The sequence below is a fragment of the Chitinophaga caseinilytica genome, from assembly GCF_038396765.1.
Classification (GTDB): Bacteria; Bacteroidota; Bacteroidia; order Chitinophagales; family Chitinophagaceae; genus Chitinophaga; species Chitinophaga caseinilytica.
The window spans coordinates 58,587-79,261 of record NZ_CP150096.1; the positions used below are offsets into that span (position 1 = coordinate 58,587).

Consider the following 20,675-nt stretch of genomic DNA (forward strand, 5'->3'; position numbering starts at 1 on the left):
CCCGTGATATTTCAAAGGGCCTGCAAGCGCAGGCCCTTTTTCTTGCGTTCCCTGTTTATATTTGAAAAATGAATGCAATCCTGCAAAAACGCAGTGCCCTGCTGCTCAGTATCCTTTCCGGCCTCCTGCTATGGGCGGCCTGGCCCACTTCCTCCCTTACCTTCCTGATCTTCATCGCGTTCGTTCCCCTGCTGGCCATGAGCGACCGTATGACCGAGCGCCCCGCCGCCTACTTCGGCCTCCTTTTCCTCGCGTTCTGGATCTGGAACACCGCCACCACCTGGTGGGTCGGCAACACCACCGTTCCCGCCAGCGGCATTTTCGCCAATGCGTTCAACGCCCTGCTCATGACCATCCCCTGGATGTGCTACCGCACCACCCGCCTCCGCGCAGGCCGTGCCACAGGGTATTTCGCACTGGCGGTTTACTGGATGACGTTCGAATATATTCACCAGCACTGGGAGCTCAGCTGGCCCTGGCTCACCCTCGGCAACGCATTCGCCATGTACCCGCAATGGGTGGAATGGTACGAATACCTGGGAACGGAAGGCGGATCGTGGTGGATCCTCATCGTCAACATCCTGGCGTACCGCGCCATCCTCCAATACCGCAGCACGTTCAAATTCAGCGCGATCCTTGCCCCGGCGCTCGCCATCCTTATACCCACCGTCGCTTCTTTCCTTGTTTCGGGGGATAAAAATGTGCCCGCCGATACGAAGATCGTTGTCGTGCAGCCGAACATCGACCCGTACGACGAGAAATTCGCGCGTGGCGCGGCGGAAGAACAGCTCCGCAAACTGATCGGCCTCACCGCGCAAAAAACCGATTCGTCGACCCGCTTCATCATCTGGCCGGAAACGGCGCTTTTCCCGTCCGGCGCCTGGGAGCATGACCTGAACGTTCAGCCGGAAGTATTGGCCATCCGCGATTTTCTCCGGCGTTTCCCCAAAGCCAGCCTCATTTCCGGCGCGGCTACTTACCGGCAATACACGGTGACGGACGAAATCCCTTCCACCGCGCGCCACGCTTCAGAAGGCAACTACTGGTACGACGCGTTCAATTCCAGCATCCAGATCGATACCTCGGCCAACGTACAGGTATATCATAAAGCCCGGCTGGTACCCGGTGTGGAACTGACGCCCTACATGCGGTATCTCCCTTTCATGAAAAAGCTCGCGCTCGATATGGGCGGCATTTCAGGTAGTTATGGACTGACGCCCGGGGTGCCGCTGTTCACCAATCCTGACTGCAATGTTTACACCGCCATTTGCTACGAATCCGTCTACGGCAGCTTTGTGGCGGAAAAAGTGCGGGAAGGCGCGCAATTGTTGGTTGTAGTGACGAACGACGGATGGTGGGGCAATACCGCCGGGCACCGGCAGCACCTGCATTATGCCCGCCTTCGCGCCATCGAAACGCGGAGATGGGTAGCCCGCAGCGCCAATACGGGCATTTCCGCACTGATCTCGCCGCAGGGGCAGATCACGGAATCGCTGCCGTACTGGGAACCAGGCGTGATCGCAGGGATGGTGAGCTGCTCGGCCGAGCAGACCTTCTACGTGAAAAATTGCGGTTACATCGCATTCGCACCGGTGATCTTTTGTATCTTGCTATTGTTATACACGATTGTTTTACGGGTAACCAGGAAGAAAAATGTGGAAAACATTCGATAACGGAGGACAGGAAGGCGCGTATTGGACGGAAGGCCAGGGCGACGCGGTGCTTTTGTTGCACGGTTTCGCGGAAGACCATTCCGTTTGGGAGCATCAGACCGCCTATCTCCGCGCGCATTACCGGGTGATCGTCCCGGACCTCCCCGGCACAGGGCGCTCCAACATCACATCGCCGCTCAGCATGGAAAGCATGGCCACGTTCGCGTGGCGGGTATTGCAGGCCGAAGGGCTCGGCAGTGCCGTCGTGATCGGGCATTCCATGGGCGGATACGTAGCCCTCGCATTCGCCGAAGCCTATCCCGATGCGGTGGAAGGCCTCGGGCTCTTCAGCTCCACCGCCCGGCCGGATACCGAAGAAAAACGGGAAGGCCGCCGCAAGTCTATCCGGATCATGCAACAATACGGCGTCGAATCTTTCGTGAAACAATTGCTTCCCAATATGTTCGCCGCGGGCTTCCGGAACTCGCAGGCCGCCAGGGTAGAGAATTACATGGACCAGGCCGTCAAAATACCCTTGGCCACCATGATCGGGTATTACGAAGCCATGATCGCCCGGCCAGACAGGACCGCCGTACTGTCATCCATCCGGAAACCGGTATTTTTCTTCGTCGGGAAGGAAGACCAGGCCGTTCCCCTGGAAAACAGCATGAGCCAGGTGGTACTTCCATCCACCGCCAGCATCCAGATTTTCGACCACGTCGGGCATATGGGTATGCTGGAAGTGTTCGAAGAAAGCAGTTTGCTGCTGCATCAATTCATTACTTTTTGCCAACACGGCGAATAAAAATATCCCGGCATAAACTTTTCGGATAAACGAAAAACCGCCGGAATTCATTCCCTCTATCCTACAGCACCTTACACTTGACGGCGATTTTTATGTAGCCGCCTGCCACTTAAATTTCAGCAACCCCGCGATTTTCCGTAAATTATGGTTACAAGTAAAGCCTCTCCCCATGGGCAAATTTGTATCGCTCCTCATCTTTCTGGCCTGTTTCCTGAGCTGCACTGTGAACGCGTACCACATTATCGGTGGGGAAATATTTTATCGTCATCTCGGCATCAACCCCAACAACGGGGCGCACCGCTACCGGATCATCATGAAGCTGTACCGGGACGGGGATTTCGTGTGCGGCACCCGGCAAGGCTGCCTGGATTATTTCGAGAACCCGGTCCCCTTTTCCATCTTTACAGCCACCGGCAGGCGGTTGGGCGTTCCGCGGCTGCTCACCATCGCCCACACCGCTTCCATCCGCGACACCCTTAAAAACCCCTGTCTTGCCCCGCAAACGATATACCTCGAAGTCGCCTTTTACGAAAGCGAGGTCATCGAGCTCCCGGAAATCGACGGCGGATATTACGTCACGTACCAACGGTGTTGCCGGGGCGAAGCACTCACCAATATCTACAACTCCGAACGCGAAGGTTCCAATTTCTACACCTGGATCCCCGGCCTGGGAAGCCGCCCGGAAAACAACAGCGCCTTTTTCGACATCGAAGAAGCACCCGTCATCTGCGCCGGCCTTCCCCTGAGATATAACTACCGCGCTACCGACCCCGACGGCGACAGTCTCACCTATTCCCTCTGCAACGCCCTCACCGGAGGCAGCACCCGCGCCAACGAAACGGCCGCCTCACCTCCACCCTACAATTCCTACGTCAGTTACATTCCACCATATACCGGCGCCAACCCCATGGGCGGCAATCCGCAGCTCAGTATCGACAACAACGGCCTCATCACCGGCACGCCCAACCGGTCGGGCAAATTCGTGGTCTCCGTCTGCGTTTCGGAATGGGACCGGCGCACGAAACGATTGCTGGGGACGCATCAAAAAGATATTCTCATCACCGTTTATAATTGCGCCACCCGCATCACCGCATCCACCCCATCGACGCTGTACCATTGCAACGACTCCCTCGGCATGCGCGTCCCCATCACCAACAACAGCGTGGCGGGATATACTTCGCGCTTCCTCTGGTATTTCAGCGACGGGACCGACACCATTACCGACTCGCGGAACATCTTCTTCAAAACCTTCGCCGACACCGGTGTATATACCGTGAAACTGGTCGTGAACCCCGGGCTCCCGTGTACAGACAGCACTACCGGCCGCATCTTCAACTACCCGGGGCTGCGCACGGGATTCACCGTGCAGGGCGTCTGCCGCGAAAACCCCGTCTTTTTTACGGATACTTCGACTTACCGGAATGGCGTGATCACCCGCCGGCAGTGGGATTTCGGGGTGCCCGGAACAGACAACGACACATCGAGCCTCACGGCACCGCTGTACCGGTACGCTAACGGTGACGTATATACGATAAGACTGCACATCCAGACCAACCGCGGGTGCGACGCCACCGTCACGAAAAACTTCCGGTTGTATGAAGTGAGACCATTTGCGGGGAACGATACCATCCTCGCCAGGGGACAGCCTTTGCGGCTGAACGGACAGGGTGGGGAAATTTACCGGTGGTCTCCCGGAACGGGGCTCGACAATCCGGACGTGGCCGATCCGATGCTGAACTGGAACGAGGAAATCACGTTCCGGCTGCGCGTCAGTAATCCGCAGGGCTGCGTCGGGTTCGACGATATCAATGTCAAATATTACACCGGCCCGGAATTCTATATTCCCAACGCTTTTTCGCCGAACGGCGATGGCAACAACGATTTCTTCCGGTTCATTCCCGTGGGGATCAAGGAATATTACTATTTCCGGATCTTCAACCGGTGGGGCGAGCTCGTCTATAATTCGCTCGAATTCCGGAAGGGATGGGACGGTACCTACAAAGGCAAGCCAGCCGCGATCGACACGTATCTCTGGATTTTGGAAGGCCTGGACCTGAACGGGGTCAAGATTTCCAAAAAAGGGACCGTAACTTTGCTTCGCTAAACGTTCATAACATGAAGACTGGAAAAACCGCACTCATTACCGGCGCTACCGCCGGGTTCGGAGAAGCCTGCGCAGAAAGGTTCGCGCGGGAAGGATATCGCCTGATCGTTACCGGCAGAAGAAAGGAAAGGCTGGCCGCCCTGCAACAGAAGCTGGAAGAAGGTTTCGGGGCGGAAGTAATGCCACTGGAATTCGACGTCCGGTCCCGGGAGGCCGTTACCGCCGCGCTGGAAAGCCTGCCAGACAACTGGCGGCAGATCGATGTGCTGGTGAACAATGCCGGCCTTGCGCTCGACCTTTCCACCATCGACGAAGGGAATGTGGACGATTGGGAAACGATGATCGACACGAACGTGAAGGGGCTTTTATACGTGAGCCGCACCGTGATCCCCTGGATGAAAGCACGGAAAAGCGGGCACATCATCAACATCGGTTCTACCGCCGCCAAGATCGTTTATGCCAAAGGGAATGTGTATTGTGCCACCAAAGCGGCCGTTGACGCGCTGTCGCAGGGCATGCGGATCGATCTGCTGCCTTACGGGATCAAGGTGACGGCGGTGCACCCCGGAGCCGCGGAAACCGAGTTCTCGCTCGTGCGCTTCAAAGGCGATGAAAGTCGCGCCAAAGACGTTTACACTGGTTTTCAACCGCTTAAAGCGGAAGATGTGGCGGATGTGGTTTGGTATTGCGCTTCCCTGCCGGCGCATGTCTGCATCAACGACCTCGTGGTGACCGCAACGGCGCAGGCGAACGCTTATTATACCTTCAAATAAAAAACTACACATTAGTGTTATTATACATTTTATAATTATCTATTATATTTGAAATCCCTATAAATTGGGAGAGCCGTAGGGATTGACAAGCGCCCCAGCACGGGTTTGCCTTATAAATACCACTTACAGACGAGCGACACAGAAAGTACCATCCCACCAAAAGGGTGAGATGCCCAACGATGAGCCTATTGATAATCCTATAACCATATCCCTATGCTAACATTTGTTACTATGTACATCATCAGGTTGTACTATCCGAGATGTAAGGAGTTTCTGGGAGCGTATTTTGATAGTTCCCGAAGAAACAATTACGGCCGCTGGGCCATGCGTCAGAGCTGGAAGGCCGAGAAGCAATGGTCGTGGGGCTACAACTGACTCTCAAACTACCGTATTAAAAAAGAGGACGCCGCAAAGCGCCCTCTTTTTTTATTCCCGTTATATACTGATCGTCAATCCCAATCCACCCTTCTCACACAAATCATTTCCTTCCCCCTGACCCTTTTCCGGTACGCCACCGCCACCGTTTTTTCCGCCACCGGTTTCATGACGGGGAATACGGATTGCTCGCCTTCGCCGGTAAGGTAGCCCGTTGACAGGGTTTTGCCTTCGGGGGATTTATGCACGAAGCCAATGCGGTTCGTCGTGGTATCGGAAGGTTCGTCCCAGGCCAATAGCAGATCGCCGTTGGATGCGGATACGAGTTGCGGATGTTTGGCCGTTGGTTTGGCGCTGATGCTTTCGCGGCTGGAAAAACTGATCCCGTTGTTGATGGATTTTCCGTAGAAAACGCCCTGTCCGCCGCCCATCGTAAACCACGCGAAATGCAGTCCGCTGCGGTTGCTGGTCATCGTAGGACCGGTGTGCGGACAACCGTTCACCGCCCAATTGTCTGCACTGATCCGCACTGGTTGGGTAAATGTTGCGCCGCCGTCTTTGGAATACATATGCACCATATCGCGGATGGTGTCGTGGATGATGTCGCGGAACGCGACGTGAAGGCCGCCCTGCGGATCGGTGTAGAGGGATGTGCGGCAGCATTGGCAAACCGTTTGCACGAGGGGGCGCGGCCGCTCGAAGCCCTGTTGCCCGGAAGTTGCGATGAACAATGTGGAACCTTCGAGGGGATGGTCTTTCCGGTTATCCAGCCAAACGCACGCCACATTCCCGTCTGGTAATGGCGACATGTCGAAATACCGCTGATCGTACCCCGCCGTATCCGTCACCAAAGGCACGGCTGGTTGCCAATTTTTACCGCCGTCGGAAGAGCGGACGTACCATACTTTGCCGGCGTATTTGTTGCGCGGATCGGGGTTACGGGTGCCGAACATCGCGATCGCTTCCCTGTTTTTCCGGAACACGATCTTCGGCATATTTTCAGGTTGCGGCGAAATGCCGGTAGCGGTAGTTACGGGAACGGCTTGACCGAAATGTTCGCCCCCGTCTTCCGAAACTGCGTACCAGAGCGAGCCTTCGTCGCTACCGGGTTCCTGTTCCACCCAGCTCACGATGAGCCGGCCGGCCGCGTCGTGCGAAATATGCGTGCAGGAAGCGAGTTTGTTCGTGTCGGAAAGGATGTGCTCCCCTCCCGCCCGGAATCCCTGCTGCTGCCCGCAACCAGCTGCCATAGCGGTGATGAATAAGAAAATAAAGTATCGTTGCATCAGGATTTTTGTTTGGCGGTAAATGTATAAGCGACGCCGAAGTTGAACGTGCGCACCGGCCCCGGGCGATAGCTGTCGCCAAATGCGCTCTTTTCGGCGGTGGTGGCGTAAGTTGCATCGAACAGGTTACGGCAGTTCACCCAGCACTCCACCGGCCCGAACTGGTAACCGGCACGGGCGTTGAAGAGATCGTAACCGCCGTAGCGCGCCGTGTTGGCGGGGTCCATGAAATAGCTGCCCACATGCTGCCACTCCATGCCCAGGCGAAGGTGCCGGACGGGCTTCCAGGTGGCTTCGGAATTGGTGATCCATTCGGGTGCGGTGTTCATCCGGTTGCCGTCGTATTTTTTTCCCTTATCCTCGAACGTTACAAAGTCATGCCGCGCGAAAGTGCCGCTGGTACGGATTTCCAGCGAAGGCAGCAACGCATAGCGCGCACTCCATTCTATACCTGCGTGCTTCGTTTTACCGGCGTTGCGGTTTTCGGTGGAATTGTCGGCCAGACGAACACTGATGATCTCGTTTTCGCCATCCATCCGGTACAGGCTCATTTCCGCATGTCCCTTTCCTTTCGCAAAACCCATCCAGCCGCCGATCTCGAAGTTGCGGTAACTGGCGGGCCGGAGCGTAGGCACCTTCACACCACGATACAGTTCCGAAATGTTCGGCGGTGCAAAACCCACGCTGTAATTGGCGTACAGGCCGCGGTTATGGCCAAAGTCGTACGTAAGGCCCAACTTAGGCGTCCAGGCTTCGTAGTGGTTCCGCTCGTCGGGGGAACCGGTAAAGGCAGACGGCGGCAGGTGGTTATCGAAGCGGCAATCCATCCGGTCGTACCGCAGCGCCGCGATCAGTTTCATATTGGCGAACGGGTTCATTTCGCCCTGCACATACAGCGCCGTATTCACGAGGTCTACCTTGTAATCAGTGAGCACGGAATCCGTTTTCGTATAGCCGGTGAAGTAACCCCTGCCGTCGCGGTCCACGTCGATGAACTGAGCGTAATACGTAGCCGGGCTGTAATCGGCGCTGAAGCCCCCGGTCAAAGAAGCGCCCTTCCATCCAAAACGTTTCCTGTGCTGCACGAGCAGGCCCCCGCTCTGGAACGCGTCGCTGTTGATTTCGCCCCTGGCTTTGAGGGGATTGTTGGTAGTTTTGATGGCGTAAAAAGGATTCTGGCCGATCTCGTTGTGGCGATAGAAAACGGAGAAACTCGTCTGGTCGGCATCGTTCCACTGTTTCTCCAGCGTGCTCCTGAACCGGAAAGCCTTCACCAGCCGGTACGAGAACGTGTGCATACTTTTGTAGTTGCGGGAGAAGAAGTTGGCGCTGTCTACACCGCCGGTCTGGTCGGTCTTATAATCCACGAAGGTAGCGGCGTTCGTCCAGGTGGTGCGCTCATCGAATTTGTACTGCGTTTTGAGGGTGAGCGCCAGCTTGTGGAAATCACTGTGCTCGATGCGGCCGTTGCGCTGGTCGGCGTAATATCCGCCAACCCACACGCCCAGCTTGCCTTTTGTGCCCGACAGATTAAAATCGGTGCGTTTGTATCCGCCGTCGCTCATTTCCGCCTGGATTTTCCCGGTAGTAACGGGCGTGGGTTGCGCGGTCAGAAAATTGACGGCCCCGCCCACGGCTTCGCTGCCGTACAGCGACGAAGCCGGCCCCCTGATCACTTCGATCCTTTGCAGCGCCGCCATGTTGATCTCGATGAGGGCGTTGTGGTTGAAATCGCCGACGGTGCGGATGGGCAATCCGTCTTCCATATATAAAAACAGGCTTTTATACCCGATCGGCTGGCGGATGGCCATGGTGTGCTGTTCGTTCCCCAGGTCTGCCATATACACGCCGCTCACTTTGTTCAGTACCTGTTCCAGCGAAGTGGCTTTTGTTTCGCGGAGGGTTTGGGCGTTGAGCGTGCTGATGGCGATGGGCGCATCGGAGCGGTACTGGCGCTGCCGGCCGGCAGACACGATGATTTCGCCGAGCTTGCCGGCGAGGGGCTCCATGACGAAAACGTGCTCGTCTCCCCCGAAACCTTCACACAGCAGGCGGCATAACCGATGCAGGAAGCTTTCATGGAATCGGCCCCGGGCGGGCAATGCAGGGTAAATCGGCCCGAAGCGTCTGTCTGGCAGCCCGTTCCGCCGGCCTGGACGGTTACGTTGGGAAGGGCTTGCCGGGTAAGGGCGTCTATCACCCTACCCTTTACCTTTTCCTGCGCGTTGGCCGAAATCCCGGCCAGCACGAGGCAAAGCGTTATGTATAAAATGCGGTGCATGTTGGATAGCTATTGACGTATACGTATGCGGGCGCATACCTGTTGCCAGGCGCACGCAAAAATGCGCGCGGAATGTCCGGCAACGGGAGCGTATACGGGTAAATGGAAACCGGTCCTTCAGGAGGACGGTAATGCAATTCGTCTGAAAAAAGATAAATGGGAAGCGTTTACGCCCGTGGGGGTGGAACACGGCGTGGAGGGGTCTGGTTGGCACATCCGACAAATATGCCGGGCGGATGCGCACCGCCTTTTCGGGACGCAACAGCAGTTGCGAGGCGGTTTGGGCAATGAGGATTTCGAACTTCTCGGTGACCGAATTACCGCTATGGTCTTTCTTCTGCTGCTCCTGCATCTTTTTCATGAGCACGCAATGACCGTCGCAATGCAATTTTGGTTTCGACCTGTTGATGCAAAGCACCCGGGAGATATACTCCTTGTTCAGCGAAAATTCCGCCAGCACGAGACCTTTGCTGAACGTCTGCAGCAACAGTCCACCGAGAATGACTATGACGAAAATCTGTTTCATGAACGCCACAAAAATACGCGCAGAACGGATACGGTGGAATGATTTACGTCAATCCCGCAATAAAAACGGGGAGACCGTTGTCATCGGTCTCCCCGTCACCAGGATTCTTTTCGCCTGCCGGCCGCTATTGCGCCAGCATGAACCGCAAGGTTACGCCCCCTCGTGTGTTCGTGATCGGGTAAGCCGTCGAAATCACGGGGATGGTTTGCCTGCGGTCGTAGAAGAATTTGATATTCAATCTATTATTGACCACATAGTCGATAGATGGCGCGATGCTGACCACTTTCTGACCGCTGGTCGGGATCACGATGTCGGCATCCAGCCGGTTGTTGACCGTTTTATCGTCGCGGAAGCTCAGGTCCATCCGGAAGTTGAGGTCGTTTTCCAGCCGTTTCCCGCCGTCTTTCCCGATACGGATGGGCAGGGGCAATCCTCTCACGCGGTATCCGCCGCCGATGGTGATCTCGCTCGAGCGCATTTCGCTCAGCTGGTAGTCGATGAGGCTGAGGCTGAGGGTCCGGCTTTTCCGGAAGCCTACGCGGATGTTCAGCGAGTTGGTGAACGTGAGGTCGGCCTCCAGGAGCGGTACGAACTGCTCGGTAATGGTAAGGTTCGGCACGAGGAAATACGGCACGTAGTTGCCCGAAACGGTGTCGCGGAAGGCCGGGTAACCGAGGATCAGCGGGTCGTAATACATGAGCGCCGTATTATAGGAGTTCATGCTCAGCAGGCCGGTGTAAGCGTGCGTGAGGGTAAAATTGGTCAGGAAGTCGGTAAACGGTTTGATGCGGCTCAGCCCGTTATAAGTGATCCGCCAGTTCGGCCGCGGCAGGATGTTTTTGAACGGATTAGACCGTACGTTGGCATTGGTATGCTTGAGCAGCGGTGCGTTTTCCGGGCTCGTTCCGGTGTAGGCGGCGAGGAATGCCGGCACCAGCACGTCTTGCGCATACCGGCCGTAACCGTAACGGTATTGCGGGTCTTTCGGATCGTATTTCGGAACGGAACCGCTGTTGTTGTAAGGGTTCAGTTTGCCGAGGCGCTCTGAAATGGCCGAGCGGAAATTTTCGAAATCGCGGAAGGTGGTAGACACGCCGTCTTCCGTATTGATCTTGCCCCACATCGTCTTGATGGCGATGAAGGTGATCTCGAAGCCGCCCGCGTCGTAGGGGTTCAGGTGATTGAACACCCCGTTGCCGATGGTATCCTTGAACAACTCGGTGTGCGTTTTGGAGAAGGAACGGGTAAGGTTCAGGTCGATGCGCAGGTCGCGGACGGGCTCCAGTTGCGCCTGGATGTCGAGCCGCTGGGTGAACTGCTGCTGGAACTGGATGTTGAACAGGGTATCCGGGCTGAGGAGGCCTTTCTTCGCGAAATTGTCCATCCAGGCCTTGTCGGGTTGTTTTCCGAGCACGAATCCGATCCCGGGCGACATCGACTGCCAGTTCATCCCCAGCAGCTTGGTGCTGTCGAGGTACCCCGGCATGCGGGTCCCGGAATTCTCGCTATAGTTCACGTTCACACGCTTGAGCGCCATCACGATCCGCATGAGCGTCTTCGCCACGCCGGACGGTTGCCCGTCGTCGGCCTTCTTGGTTTCCTGCCCGTCTTTCTGCGGCGCGTTGTTCATTAAAGGCGGAACGTAATCGGAGCCGCCGGCGCTGGAGATGTTCATCTTCCGCAGCCATTTGCTCTTATTATACAGATCGTTGAACTTGAATTCCGCTGCCACGGTTTTCTGGTTGGAGTTCTCGATGGCGTTGCCCAGGTACATCGCCAGCCGCGATGCGCCGATCCAACGGTATTCCGTTCCATAGCTCAGCGCCACGCTCGTCCAGCTCAGGGCCGGGAATTTGGCGGTGGGCAAAGTATAGGTCAGGTTGGCATTGTGGAAATAGTTGGTGGTACGGCCGCCCTTGAAGAAGTTGCCTCTCACGGAATCTTTCTTGATGCTGGTATTGATGCGCCCGTCCGGCTCGTCGATGCGCGCGTTGTTCACGGCGTTGAAGTCGAGCGAAAGGTTGCGGGAGAAATCCCATTTCAGGGAATAATACCGGTCGAAGCGGAAGAACTTGTCGTACGTTTCCGGCAGTTGGAACTGTCCGCCGCCGATGTTGCGCATGCGGGTGGCGCCGAACTGGCGGGTAATATCGGCCCGGAAGCTCATGAGCGTGGGCACGTAATTGACGTTGAAGTCGCGGAGGAGCGCCAGCCAGGGAGATTTGTTCTTGATGAACTTGAACGGCTCCAGGAACTTCTGGGTACCGTTGAAAGTATAGCCCAGGCCGCCGCGGTGGCGGGTGAGCACATCGCTCTGGATCACGGGGTTGTGGCGGGTGATCTGGCTGAAGGAATAGCTGATGTCGAAGTTCTCGATATCCCACAGGCGGTTTTTGGTTCGGCCTACCGACAGCTTGCGGACGTTGGTGAGGTTCAGGCTCTTGATGGAGGTGAAATCCTGCGCGTTGCGGCGGATGGAATCGCGGTGCTCGCGGTTCCGGGCCATGGCGAGTTTATCTTTCAGCTTGATGTCGAGGTCGTATGGATCGTATTCCGGGTTGCTGGTCGTTTTGGAATATCCGGCATACACGGGAATGGTGATGCCCGCACGTTTCGGGAGCAGTTTCCCGAAATCGAGGTTGGTAGCGATGTCGTACTGGAGGAAGTTGTCGCGGAAACGGTCGTTCACGCGCTGGTCGATCCCGCCGAAGCCCGCCGTGTGCATGTTACCGCTGAACGTCACGGTACCCAGGTCGGCCAGGTCGATGTCCATCCGCGCCAGCGCCGCATAACCGCCTTTCTCGTCCAACCCTGTCAAACGCATTTCGTTGAACCATACTTCGGTACATTTCGGCAAACCGTCGTCTTTCGGGTTGGTCACCCCGATCATCACGTTACGCACATCGCCCAGGCTGGGGTTACCCACCACCGCTACGATGGCGTTGCCGTCGCGCTCTTCGTACGGTATCAGCGGCGACGCTCCATTATTATTACGTGCCATCTTCAACTTCGCGAAGCGGTCGAGATCGAGGTCGAGGTTATTGGCTTCCGGCCAGATTTCCGTATCCCGCGCCGAGCCCCAGGGCGTCAGCTTCATGGGAATGCGGTACTCGTAATAGTTTTCGGTGAAGTCGCTGCCCACCCGAACGATCGCCTGCAACTGGTCGTCTTTCAACGAGTTGGGATCGCTCACGGCTTCCGCGTGGATGAACATCTGCAGGCGGTTGTACTGCCGGAGGTCGAGCTGGATATTTTTATACATCGCCCGCGTTTCCCCGTCTTTCAAATCACAGATCTGCGCGGAAATGGCCTGTTCGTTCAACAGGATGTTGGTATTGTTGGTGCTCAGCGTATTCTGGCGCAAAATGCCCGGAGGCAAAACATACGGAACAGGACGGCGCTTGGCGTTTTCCTCGATGTTCACGGCAGACACGTTGAAGGTGGTCTGCTGATCTACCGGGATGGGATCCCCGGGCTTCAGTTCATATAAATAACGGCGCCACTGGTTGCGCACGAGGTCGAGCTTCGCGAAGCGCAGCACCACCGAATCCTCGAAGCCTGTCATGAACATACGCATGAACCGGATGGATTTGAAGTCGGGGATATTGCCCACCTTCCGGTCGTACTGGTTCACCGGCACCTTGAACTGGTACCAAACCTGGTCGGCCATCTGTCCGTTGGGCAACTGCACCTTGGTCACGAACCGGTCTACCACGTAGTTGCTGCCCACTTGCATATCGGGGCGCAGGTCTACACGGTACTGGAAATATTCCTCCGTTTCGTTCATGGTATTGTCGCGGTTGAGGTCTTCCGACTCGGGATAGTTGGTGGCCGCGTTGGAGAACTGCGAGTTGTCGTTGGAAACGGGCGAGTTGCCGTCCGGACCGTTGATTTTTTTGTAACGGCCGAGGATGTCGGTTTTCGCATCGTCATACGCTTTATCGCGATACCATTTATAGTCGTCGTTCGAGGGGTCGTTCGCTACGTTCCTGAAAGCGTCGGAGCCGGTGCCGAAGTTGGAGGCCAGTTGCTGGAGGTAGGGCGCGTGGAAGTTTTTCTCATCGCCGTTTTCGAGACCGTCGAAGCCCACGTCCTGGTAACGGCGGATGGCGGGGTCGTTGTCGAACGCCTGCGTGATCTGCTGTTGGAATTTGGGGATGCGGCCCCAGTGGGTGGAATCGAGTTTATTGCGGTCGCGGTTCGGGTCCGGCAATCCGTTTTCGAAAGATTTTCGGGAATCTTTCAGCACGTCTTCCGACACGTTCCCGAGGTTGAAGTACAGCGAGCCGCCGGCGGATGCGGGTTTGTCGAAGAAAGGATCGGGGATCCAGAATTCGATGAACTCGATGTTGGAGGTTTCGAAATCGGAGTTGTCGATGGCGCGCATGATACCGCCCCAACGCTGTTTCGGATTGCGGAGGCGGCCGTTGGCCTGGAGCTCGAGGGTCGATGCCTCCATATTATAAGGACCTTTCTCTTCCGGGTAGTACGCCAGGTCGAGGGTGCTCAACTGGCTCTGGCCGAAGTCGGTGGAACGGTTCGGGAATACGTCTTTCTGATAAATAAGCCGCGTGCGCGGATCGGTCTGCGAAGCCTCGTTCACGCCCGGCGGCAGGTTGCTGGACCGGGGAATCTGCAACGTCGGCTCGATGATGTACCAGGCCAGCAGCGCCCTGTTCTTGCCATAAGCCAGCGTATCGTTCAGTTCGGCTTCGGGGAAAAGGATGGCGCCTGCGGCATTGGTGGCGTCCCGCGGCGTGGAAGCGAGGCTCCAGGCGGTAGACGGGAACTTCAGGTCGTACCCGCTGCGTGTTCCTTCAAAATCGTCGATCATCACCTGCCCCTGCTTCGAGCCCGGTGCATTCACGAGCTTGCTATGGCCGGGGAAGAGCCGCGCCACCTCGCCCGTGAAGTTGATCCCCGCCGGGCGCGAGGTCTGGAAGTTGGGCAGGCGGTCGAGCAGGCGGGTGAGGCCGCGCCACTCGGAAATATAGTTACCGTCGAGCCCCACCACGGTGTTCTTGATGGGATCGTCGCCGTAATTCACTTTCTGGTAATAGGGCCGCTCGCTCATCCGCACCACGGTACCACCGAGGTTCAGCTTGTCGTTCACGTAATAATCCAGCCTGGTGCCCATATAGTTGCGGACCTGCTGCCCGAACAGCGCGTTGTTCTCGAACTGCACGTTGATGGGCACGCCGGCGCTCAGTACCCCGCCGTTGATGATCTTGATCCGCCCCATGTTGTAATCGATGAGGTAATCGATGTCTTCGCGGAGCATTTGCCCGCCGGCGGTAACGGTCACGGATCCACGGGGAATGTTGTAGGCGTTGAGGGATATCTCGGAAGCGTTGGCCGATTTGTACGACCCGCGCATGATATAGCGGTTGAGGTTGGGGAACTGCTGCGCGATCACCTTGATGGAGTCGTACAGCATGGTGTACATGTATTGTTTCTCGAGCGTCGCGTCTCCGTTGAAGGCTTTTTTAACCCCTTCGCCGAAGGGCTCCAGCACGGGGAACATGATTTTCCCGTTCATGGGGAAGATCGTGTACCCTTCCACATAGTCGAACACGCCGTCGGGCTGGGGGTCGTTCTGGTTATTGAGGCGGTCGAGGTTCAGGATGGTGATGATGGGCGCTCCCTGCCATTGGCCCGAAGCGTCGGGCAGATAGCGTTTTTCGCTCGGGGCGCGGGTTTCGGTGCCGGGATCCTTGTACAATACGTCGAGCTTGAAGTCGGCGCGGTTTACCTGGTAGGCATCGGTGGAGTAGATATTTTTCATCATGAGGTCCCAGATCGGCAGGGCGGGCCTGGCCGAGGTGGCTTTCAGCATCTTGAGGAAAAGTATTTGTTGGTTGGCCGAGTTCTTCGGGTCGGGGGGCACGTCCTGCGAAAATTCACCGACCTGGTACACGCGGCCGTTGTAGGTGTATTGGTAAGCTACGGCCAGCACTTCGTCTGGCTGCAATTGTTGCTGCAGCGAGATGAAGCCGATCTGGCGGTTGAGGGTGAATTCGGTGGAATCGAGCTTCCGGGCGAAGGTTTTCTCGAAATCCTGCACGGGCTCCAGTTGCAGGCCCAGCAATCGGGAAACGACCGTCCCGGTAAACCGGGCGGCCGGGTCGCTGACGAGGTTGCGGTAGAGATCGTTCGTATTCCGGTCGGGCAGTTTGTTCGACGTCAGCGGCTGGATGACGGGGTTGGAGGGCTTTTGCTCCGCCAGGTCGGCCAGTGCCACGATGTCGCGCGTTTCGGTGGTGGCGCCGGATTTGTTGGTGACCCAAACCTCGATGCGGTTGATATATACCTGCGACCGTATAACGGGCAGGTTGCTCATGGCGTAATTGAAGGTGTCGCGGAAGAATTGCGCCAGCAGAAAGTGGCGGTTATCTTCATACTCGTCTGCCCGGCGCACGAAGTCGCTCACGCTGTTGCCCCCACGAAGTACCATGTTCTGCTTCTGGGATTTCTGGTTGGAGAGTACGCTGGTGACGGTGAGGCGGCCGAACTGGAGTTGGGTCTTTACCCCGAAGAGGCTTTGCACGCCGGGGATGAGGGAGCTGCTGAGCGGGAAGCTCACGTTGCCCGCTTCGATCTTTTTGATGATCTCGTCCTGGTAGCCGGTATATTCGAGTTTGACCTGGTTTTCGAAGTCGAAGGTGCTCTGGGTGTTATAGTTGGTGATGAGTTTGAGCTTCTCCCCGATCTTGCCGGTCACGTTCATATTGATATCGATATCGAAATCGAAGCCCCCGTTTTTGCGGGCCCTTTCCACGAGCACGGGATTTTTCACGTTCTGGCCCTGGTAACCGAAAGTAAGCCCCAGGCTCCCCTGCGGCTTGATGTCTACCTTGGTGCCGCCGAACACGCGGTCGAAGAGTTTATCGCCGTAATACAGCTGGGGCGCTCCGCTGCGCTGGTTAAGGTTGCCGATGGTGCCGGCGCGCTTTTGCCAGTAGGCCTGTTCGCTTTGAGCGGCCTGCATGCGGTAGAATTCGCCAAAAGTCATGACGGTGGGCTGCCGGTAATTGCGGCCGCCTACTTTTTCTGTAACGATGTATTCCTTGGAAACGGGGTCGTATTCTACATTCTTCTGGATATTCGCGGGGTCTTTCAGGTCGATGGCGTTGCGGACGGGATCCGTCACGGCCGTACCCCTCCGGTCCCGGATAGGATATTTCAGCGTATCCGGTTTCGCTACCGTATCAGGGCGTGTCACATCTATTAAGTTCCAAATCCCCGCGTGCTCAATATTTTTTTTGAAAGTATATCCCGAACTGTTCGTGTTTCTGGCGGCTGATTCAACAATGACTAAAGATACAACACCGATTACTGCAAGTACTCCAAGGTAATTCTTTCTTGCCAAGCGATCTTAGGTTTTATAGAGGTCAAGGATTATAAATTTATAAATTTTTGAGGGATTTCTTTATAAGTACCTCCAATTCATGCAATTGTGGCTCAGCTTTCAGTACTTTCCGTACTGCCTGCTCAGCCATGTTTCTGGCAATTCCCAGCGTTACCAGAGCATTTAACGCGTCATCCTCAATCGTATTGTGGGTTTGGGCAGATAAATATACGGTTTCCTCCCTGTGTTTTTTCATTTTGTCTTTGAGTTCCAGGATAATGCGTTTAGCGGTCTTGTTCCCGATGCCTTTCACGCCCTCCAGCATCTTCTCGTTTTCCATCACAATGGCCCGCTGCACGTCTTCCGGGGTCAACGAACTCAACATCATCCTCGCCGTGCCGGCTCCCACGCCGGAAACACTGATAAGTTGGAGGAAAACTGTCCTTTCCACGTCGGAAAAAAATCCGTACATCGTGTGGGCATCCTCCTTGATATGTACGTAAGTGAGGAGTTTACAGGATTCCATTCCCGTGATCTGGGTCCAGGTATGGAGGCTGATCTGGACCTCGTAACCTACTCCATTTACGTCCAAATGCACCATGGCAGGAGATTTGAAGGCAAGTTTGCCGTTCAGGTATGCTATCATATAGGATTTTATCTTCCGGCGAATTTAATTCATTAATAAGATTATTCGTTTAAGTCGTATTTTTACGCCCATTTTATAACTTATCCTAACAATATGAGTAAAATAACAGCCGCCATCACGGCGGTGGGTGGGTATGTTCCCGACTATGTACTGACTAACCAGGAGTTGGAAAAACTCGTTGAAACGACAGACGAATGGATCATGACCCGTACCGGCATTAAGGAACGGAGGATACTGAAGGGGGAAGGAAAAGGCACCTCGGAACTCTGCGTGCCTGTTGCGCTCGAAATCTGCAAGAAAAGAGGCATCACCCCGGAAGACATCGACCTGCTCATCGTAGCCACCGTTACGCCGGACATGGTGTTCCCCGCCACTGCCAACGTTGTTACGGATAAGATCGGCGCCAAAAACGCTTTCGGTTTCGACATCAGCGCCGCCTGCTCGGGCTTCCTTTATGCGCTCGACACCGGCGCCAAATTCATCGAAAGCGGTAAATACAAAAAAGTAATGGTCATCGGGGCAGATAAAATGTCCTCCATCATCGATTATACCGACCGCACCACCTGCATCATCTTCGGAGACGGCGCCGGTGGCGTGCTCCTCGAGCCCAACACCGAAGGTTTCGGACTGGTCGACTCCGTCCTCAAATCAGACGGGCATGGCCGCGAATTCCTCAACATGAAGGCCGGCGGCTCCAATTACCCCGCCTCCGCCGAAACCGTGGCCAACCGCCAGCACTACGTATTCCAGGAAGGCAAAACCGTCTTCAAATACGCCGTGGCCAACATGGCAGACGCCGCCCGCACCGTAATGGACCGTAACCAGCTCACCGCAGCCGATGTAGCATGGCTCGTTCCCCACCAGGCCAACCTGCGCATCATCTCCGCAACGGCAGACCATATGGGCCTCCCCAAGGAGAAAACCATGATCAACATCCACCGCTTCGGCAACACCACCGCCGGCACCATCCCCCTCTGCCTCTGGGAATGGGAACCCCAACTCAAAAAAGGCGACAACCTCATCCTCGCAGCTTTCGGCGGCGGGTTCACCTGGGGCGCCAGCTACGTGAAATGGGCGTACGATGGCAAAAAAGCTTAATAACCAACATATTATATCGAAAAAGGCATCCACTCCGGATGCCTTTTTTTATGTTACAAATTTCCCGGTTCCTCGTTCACGAACCGGTCAGACCGGTAAAAAGCATATAAATCAGTACCACAAAACGGACAATACCGGATGTTCAACCGCTTCACCTCCTGCCCCACACTGTAACCGGGCGTTACGTAAAAACGGTAAACATGCCGGCCGTCTGGCCGCTCGTCGGGATGCCGCTTCACCACGCGCAAATTCATCCCGTCCTCGCGCGATACCTCATGTCTAATGCCAAATCTGGCACAACAATATTGACGATACATAGGCGCTGTTTTCATAGTCAGGTGTAAAAAATGGTTTTGAAGGGTAGATTGCGACAACTTATGGAGCATGCTTCATTTCATCATGTCCATCAAATACAGGCGCCATGGCGCAAGGGAAGATGCGGATAAACAAACACATTTGCTTGGGTTTTGGAATAAGGATGTAACTAAATCGGTAAATGCCAGGGCTGGAACAAAAGCTAAATCTCGAACACGAATCCATGCTGGGTCAACGCATCGTACTTTTTCCTGTCGAACCGGTACAGATGCGCCCCTTTCTTGGAAGTGCTTTTGTCTTTCTCGTCCAGTTTTTCAAGAATGTCCATCGCCAGGATTTTCTTCCTAAAGTTACGTTTATCTAACGGCCGTTGATAAATTTCTTCGTACAAATTTCTCAATTGGGGCAGGGAAAATTTCTCCGGAAGCAGCTCGAAGCCGAGGGGGTGGAATTTGGCCCGGTCGCGCAGGCGCTCCAGGGCATCGCGGAGCATTTCGTTATGGTCGAAAATAAGTTCGGGGATTTGATGAAGGCTGAGCCAATGCGCACCATGCTGCTGCGCCAGGAGCTTATCGTGCTCGCTGATGCGGATGAGGGCGTAATAGGCGAGCGAGATCACGCGGGCGCCGGCATCGCGGCCGGCATCGCCGTAGGCGCGGAGCTGGTCCATGAAGATGTCGCGGATGCCGGTCGTTTGCCGCAACACGCGAATGGCCGCATGGTCCGTACTTTCATTTTCCTGGACGAAGCCCCCCACCAGCGAAAACGCCCCGGCGAGCGGGTCCACTTTCCGCTGGATGATCAACAGTTTCAGTTTCCCGTCTTCAAACCCGAAAATGATACAATCCACCGCCACCAGGTGGCGCGGCGCATTGGCGTAAAACGATGCAAGGCTCATTAGCTCCGATTATGGCTGTAAAATAAGGGGAATTATTTTTTCCATCCTGTATATTCGATGAAATCGGTGGACGGTATCCGCGGTACCCCCTGCTGGCGCAACATCGTCACCAGCTGCCCGCGATGGAACGCGCTGTGCGTGAACGCCTGCATCAATATCCGCGTCACCGGCGTCTTGCAAACGCCTTTCGCCGGACTGTTGAATTCCACCGTATGGGCCAGCTTCGCGTCGGATGCGCCCGACACGAACGCATGCAGCGCCTCGCTCTGCCTTACGAACAACCCGGCCAGCTCCTCCATCCCGCCGCTGAAACCCGCAGCCGGAGGCACTACCGGGCTCGCCAGCAGCAACCGCTGGTACCAGACGCTTTCCGCATTCCAGACATGCAACACCGTTTTCCGCAATGTCGGGAAACTGCTGCCCATGTCGCGGTCCAGCTGCTCGTCGGGCAATGCCGCCATCACCTTCATCAGCCGGCCGTTGGCCCAGGCGTTATGCCCGGCCAGTTGTACCAGGAGATCCTTCATTAATATCTTATTTTTACGTTCCGTTGTTTACCTTAACAAGA

At 55.9% G+C, this 20,675-nt stretch carries 13 protein-coding genes; 5 read left to right on the top strand and 8 right to left on the bottom strand.

Annotated elements, in window-relative coordinates; translation table 11 throughout:
• Positions 1 to 68: 68 nt before the first annotated feature.
• From lnt to WJU22_RS00270, 4 genes are all read left to right on the top strand, one after another.
• Entirely contained in the window at positions 69 to 1,673 is a 1,605-nt protein-coding gene (lnt, locus tag WJU22_RS00255; RefSeq protein WP_341841323.1) for an apolipoprotein N-acyltransferase, read from the top strand.
• Complete coding sequence (locus WJU22_RS00260; RefSeq protein ID WP_341841324.1) at positions 1,654 to 2,457, top strand: alpha/beta hydrolase; 804 nt, start codon at positions 1,654 to 1,656, stop codon at positions 2,455 to 2,457. The genes lnt and WJU22_RS00260 overlap by 20 nt, the downstream gene beginning before the upstream one ends.
• Positions 2,458 to 2,626: 169 nt before the next feature.
• Positions 2,627 to 4,561, top strand: a complete 1,935-nt coding sequence (locus WJU22_RS00265; RefSeq protein ID WP_341841325.1) for a gliding motility-associated C-terminal domain-containing protein — start codon at positions 2,627 to 2,629, stop codon at positions 4,559 to 4,561.
• 11 nt (positions 4,562 to 4,572) lie between these two features.
• Complete coding sequence (locus WJU22_RS00270; protein WP_341841326.1) at positions 4,573 to 5,334, top strand: SDR family oxidoreductase; 762 nt, start codon at positions 4,573 to 4,575, stop codon at positions 5,332 to 5,334.
• Positions 5,335 to 5,783: 449 nt separating this feature from the next.
• On the opposite strand, the gene WJU22_RS00275 is transcribed toward WJU22_RS00270, so the two are convergent.
• The 6 genes from WJU22_RS00275 to ruvA all read right to left on the bottom strand — a co-directional run bounded on the left by WJU22_RS00275 (position 5,784) and on the right by ruvA (position 17,796).
• Complete coding sequence (locus WJU22_RS00275; protein ID WP_341841327.1) at positions 5,784 to 6,995, bottom strand: sialidase family protein; 1,212 nt, start codon at positions 6,993 to 6,995, stop codon at positions 5,784 to 5,786.
• Positions 6,995 to 8,968: a TonB-dependent receptor gene (locus WJU22_RS00280; RefSeq protein ID WP_341843800.1), complete on the bottom strand. Its 1,974-nt coding sequence runs from the start codon at positions 8,966 to 8,968 to the stop codon at positions 6,995 to 6,997. The genes WJU22_RS00275 and WJU22_RS00280 overlap by 1 nt, the downstream gene beginning before the upstream one ends.
• Positions 8,857 to 9,276, bottom strand: coding sequence for a carboxypeptidase-like regulatory domain-containing protein (locus WJU22_RS00285; protein ID WP_341841328.1), 420 nt, complete (start codon positions 9,274 to 9,276; stop codon positions 8,857 to 8,859). The genes WJU22_RS00280 and WJU22_RS00285 overlap by 112 nt, the downstream gene beginning before the upstream one ends.
• On the bottom strand, positions 9,197 to 9,802 hold the full coding sequence (locus tag WJU22_RS00290; RefSeq protein ID WP_341843802.1) for a hypothetical protein: 606 nt from the start codon (positions 9,800 to 9,802) through the stop codon (positions 9,197 to 9,199). Before WJU22_RS00290 ends, WJU22_RS00285 begins: the two co-directional genes overlap by 80 nt.
• Before the next feature lie 124 nt (positions 9,803 to 9,926).
• Positions 9,927 to 17,024, bottom strand: a complete 7,098-nt coding sequence (gene sprA, locus WJU22_RS00295; protein WP_341841329.1) for a cell surface protein SprA — start codon at positions 17,022 to 17,024, stop codon at positions 9,927 to 9,929.
• A 184-nt stretch (positions 17,025 to 17,208) separates the two neighbouring features.
• Positions 17,209 to 17,796, bottom strand: coding sequence for a Holliday junction branch migration protein RuvA (ruvA, locus tag WJU22_RS00300; protein ID WP_341841330.1), 588 nt, complete (start codon positions 17,794 to 17,796; stop codon positions 17,209 to 17,211).
• Between the two features lie 93 nt (positions 17,797 to 17,889).
• Here ruvA and WJU22_RS00305 point away from each other — a divergent pair, with 93 nt between their 5' ends.
• Positions 17,890 to 18,894: a beta-ketoacyl-ACP synthase III gene (locus tag WJU22_RS00305; RefSeq protein WP_341841331.1), complete on the top strand. Its 1,005-nt coding sequence runs from the start codon at positions 17,890 to 17,892 to the stop codon at positions 18,892 to 18,894.
• 517 nt (positions 18,895 to 19,411) lie between these two features.
• On the opposite strand, the gene WJU22_RS00310 is transcribed toward WJU22_RS00305, so the two are convergent.
• Entirely contained in the window at positions 19,412 to 20,107 is a 696-nt protein-coding gene (locus tag WJU22_RS00310; protein ID WP_341841332.1) for an NUDIX hydrolase, read from the bottom strand.
• Between the two features lie 32 nt (positions 20,108 to 20,139).
• A complete protein-coding gene (locus tag WJU22_RS00315; RefSeq protein ID WP_341841333.1) occupies positions 20,140 to 20,634 on the bottom strand; it encodes a DinB family protein in 495 nt (164 codons plus the stop codon).
• Positions 20,635 to 20,675: the final 41 nt, after the last annotated feature.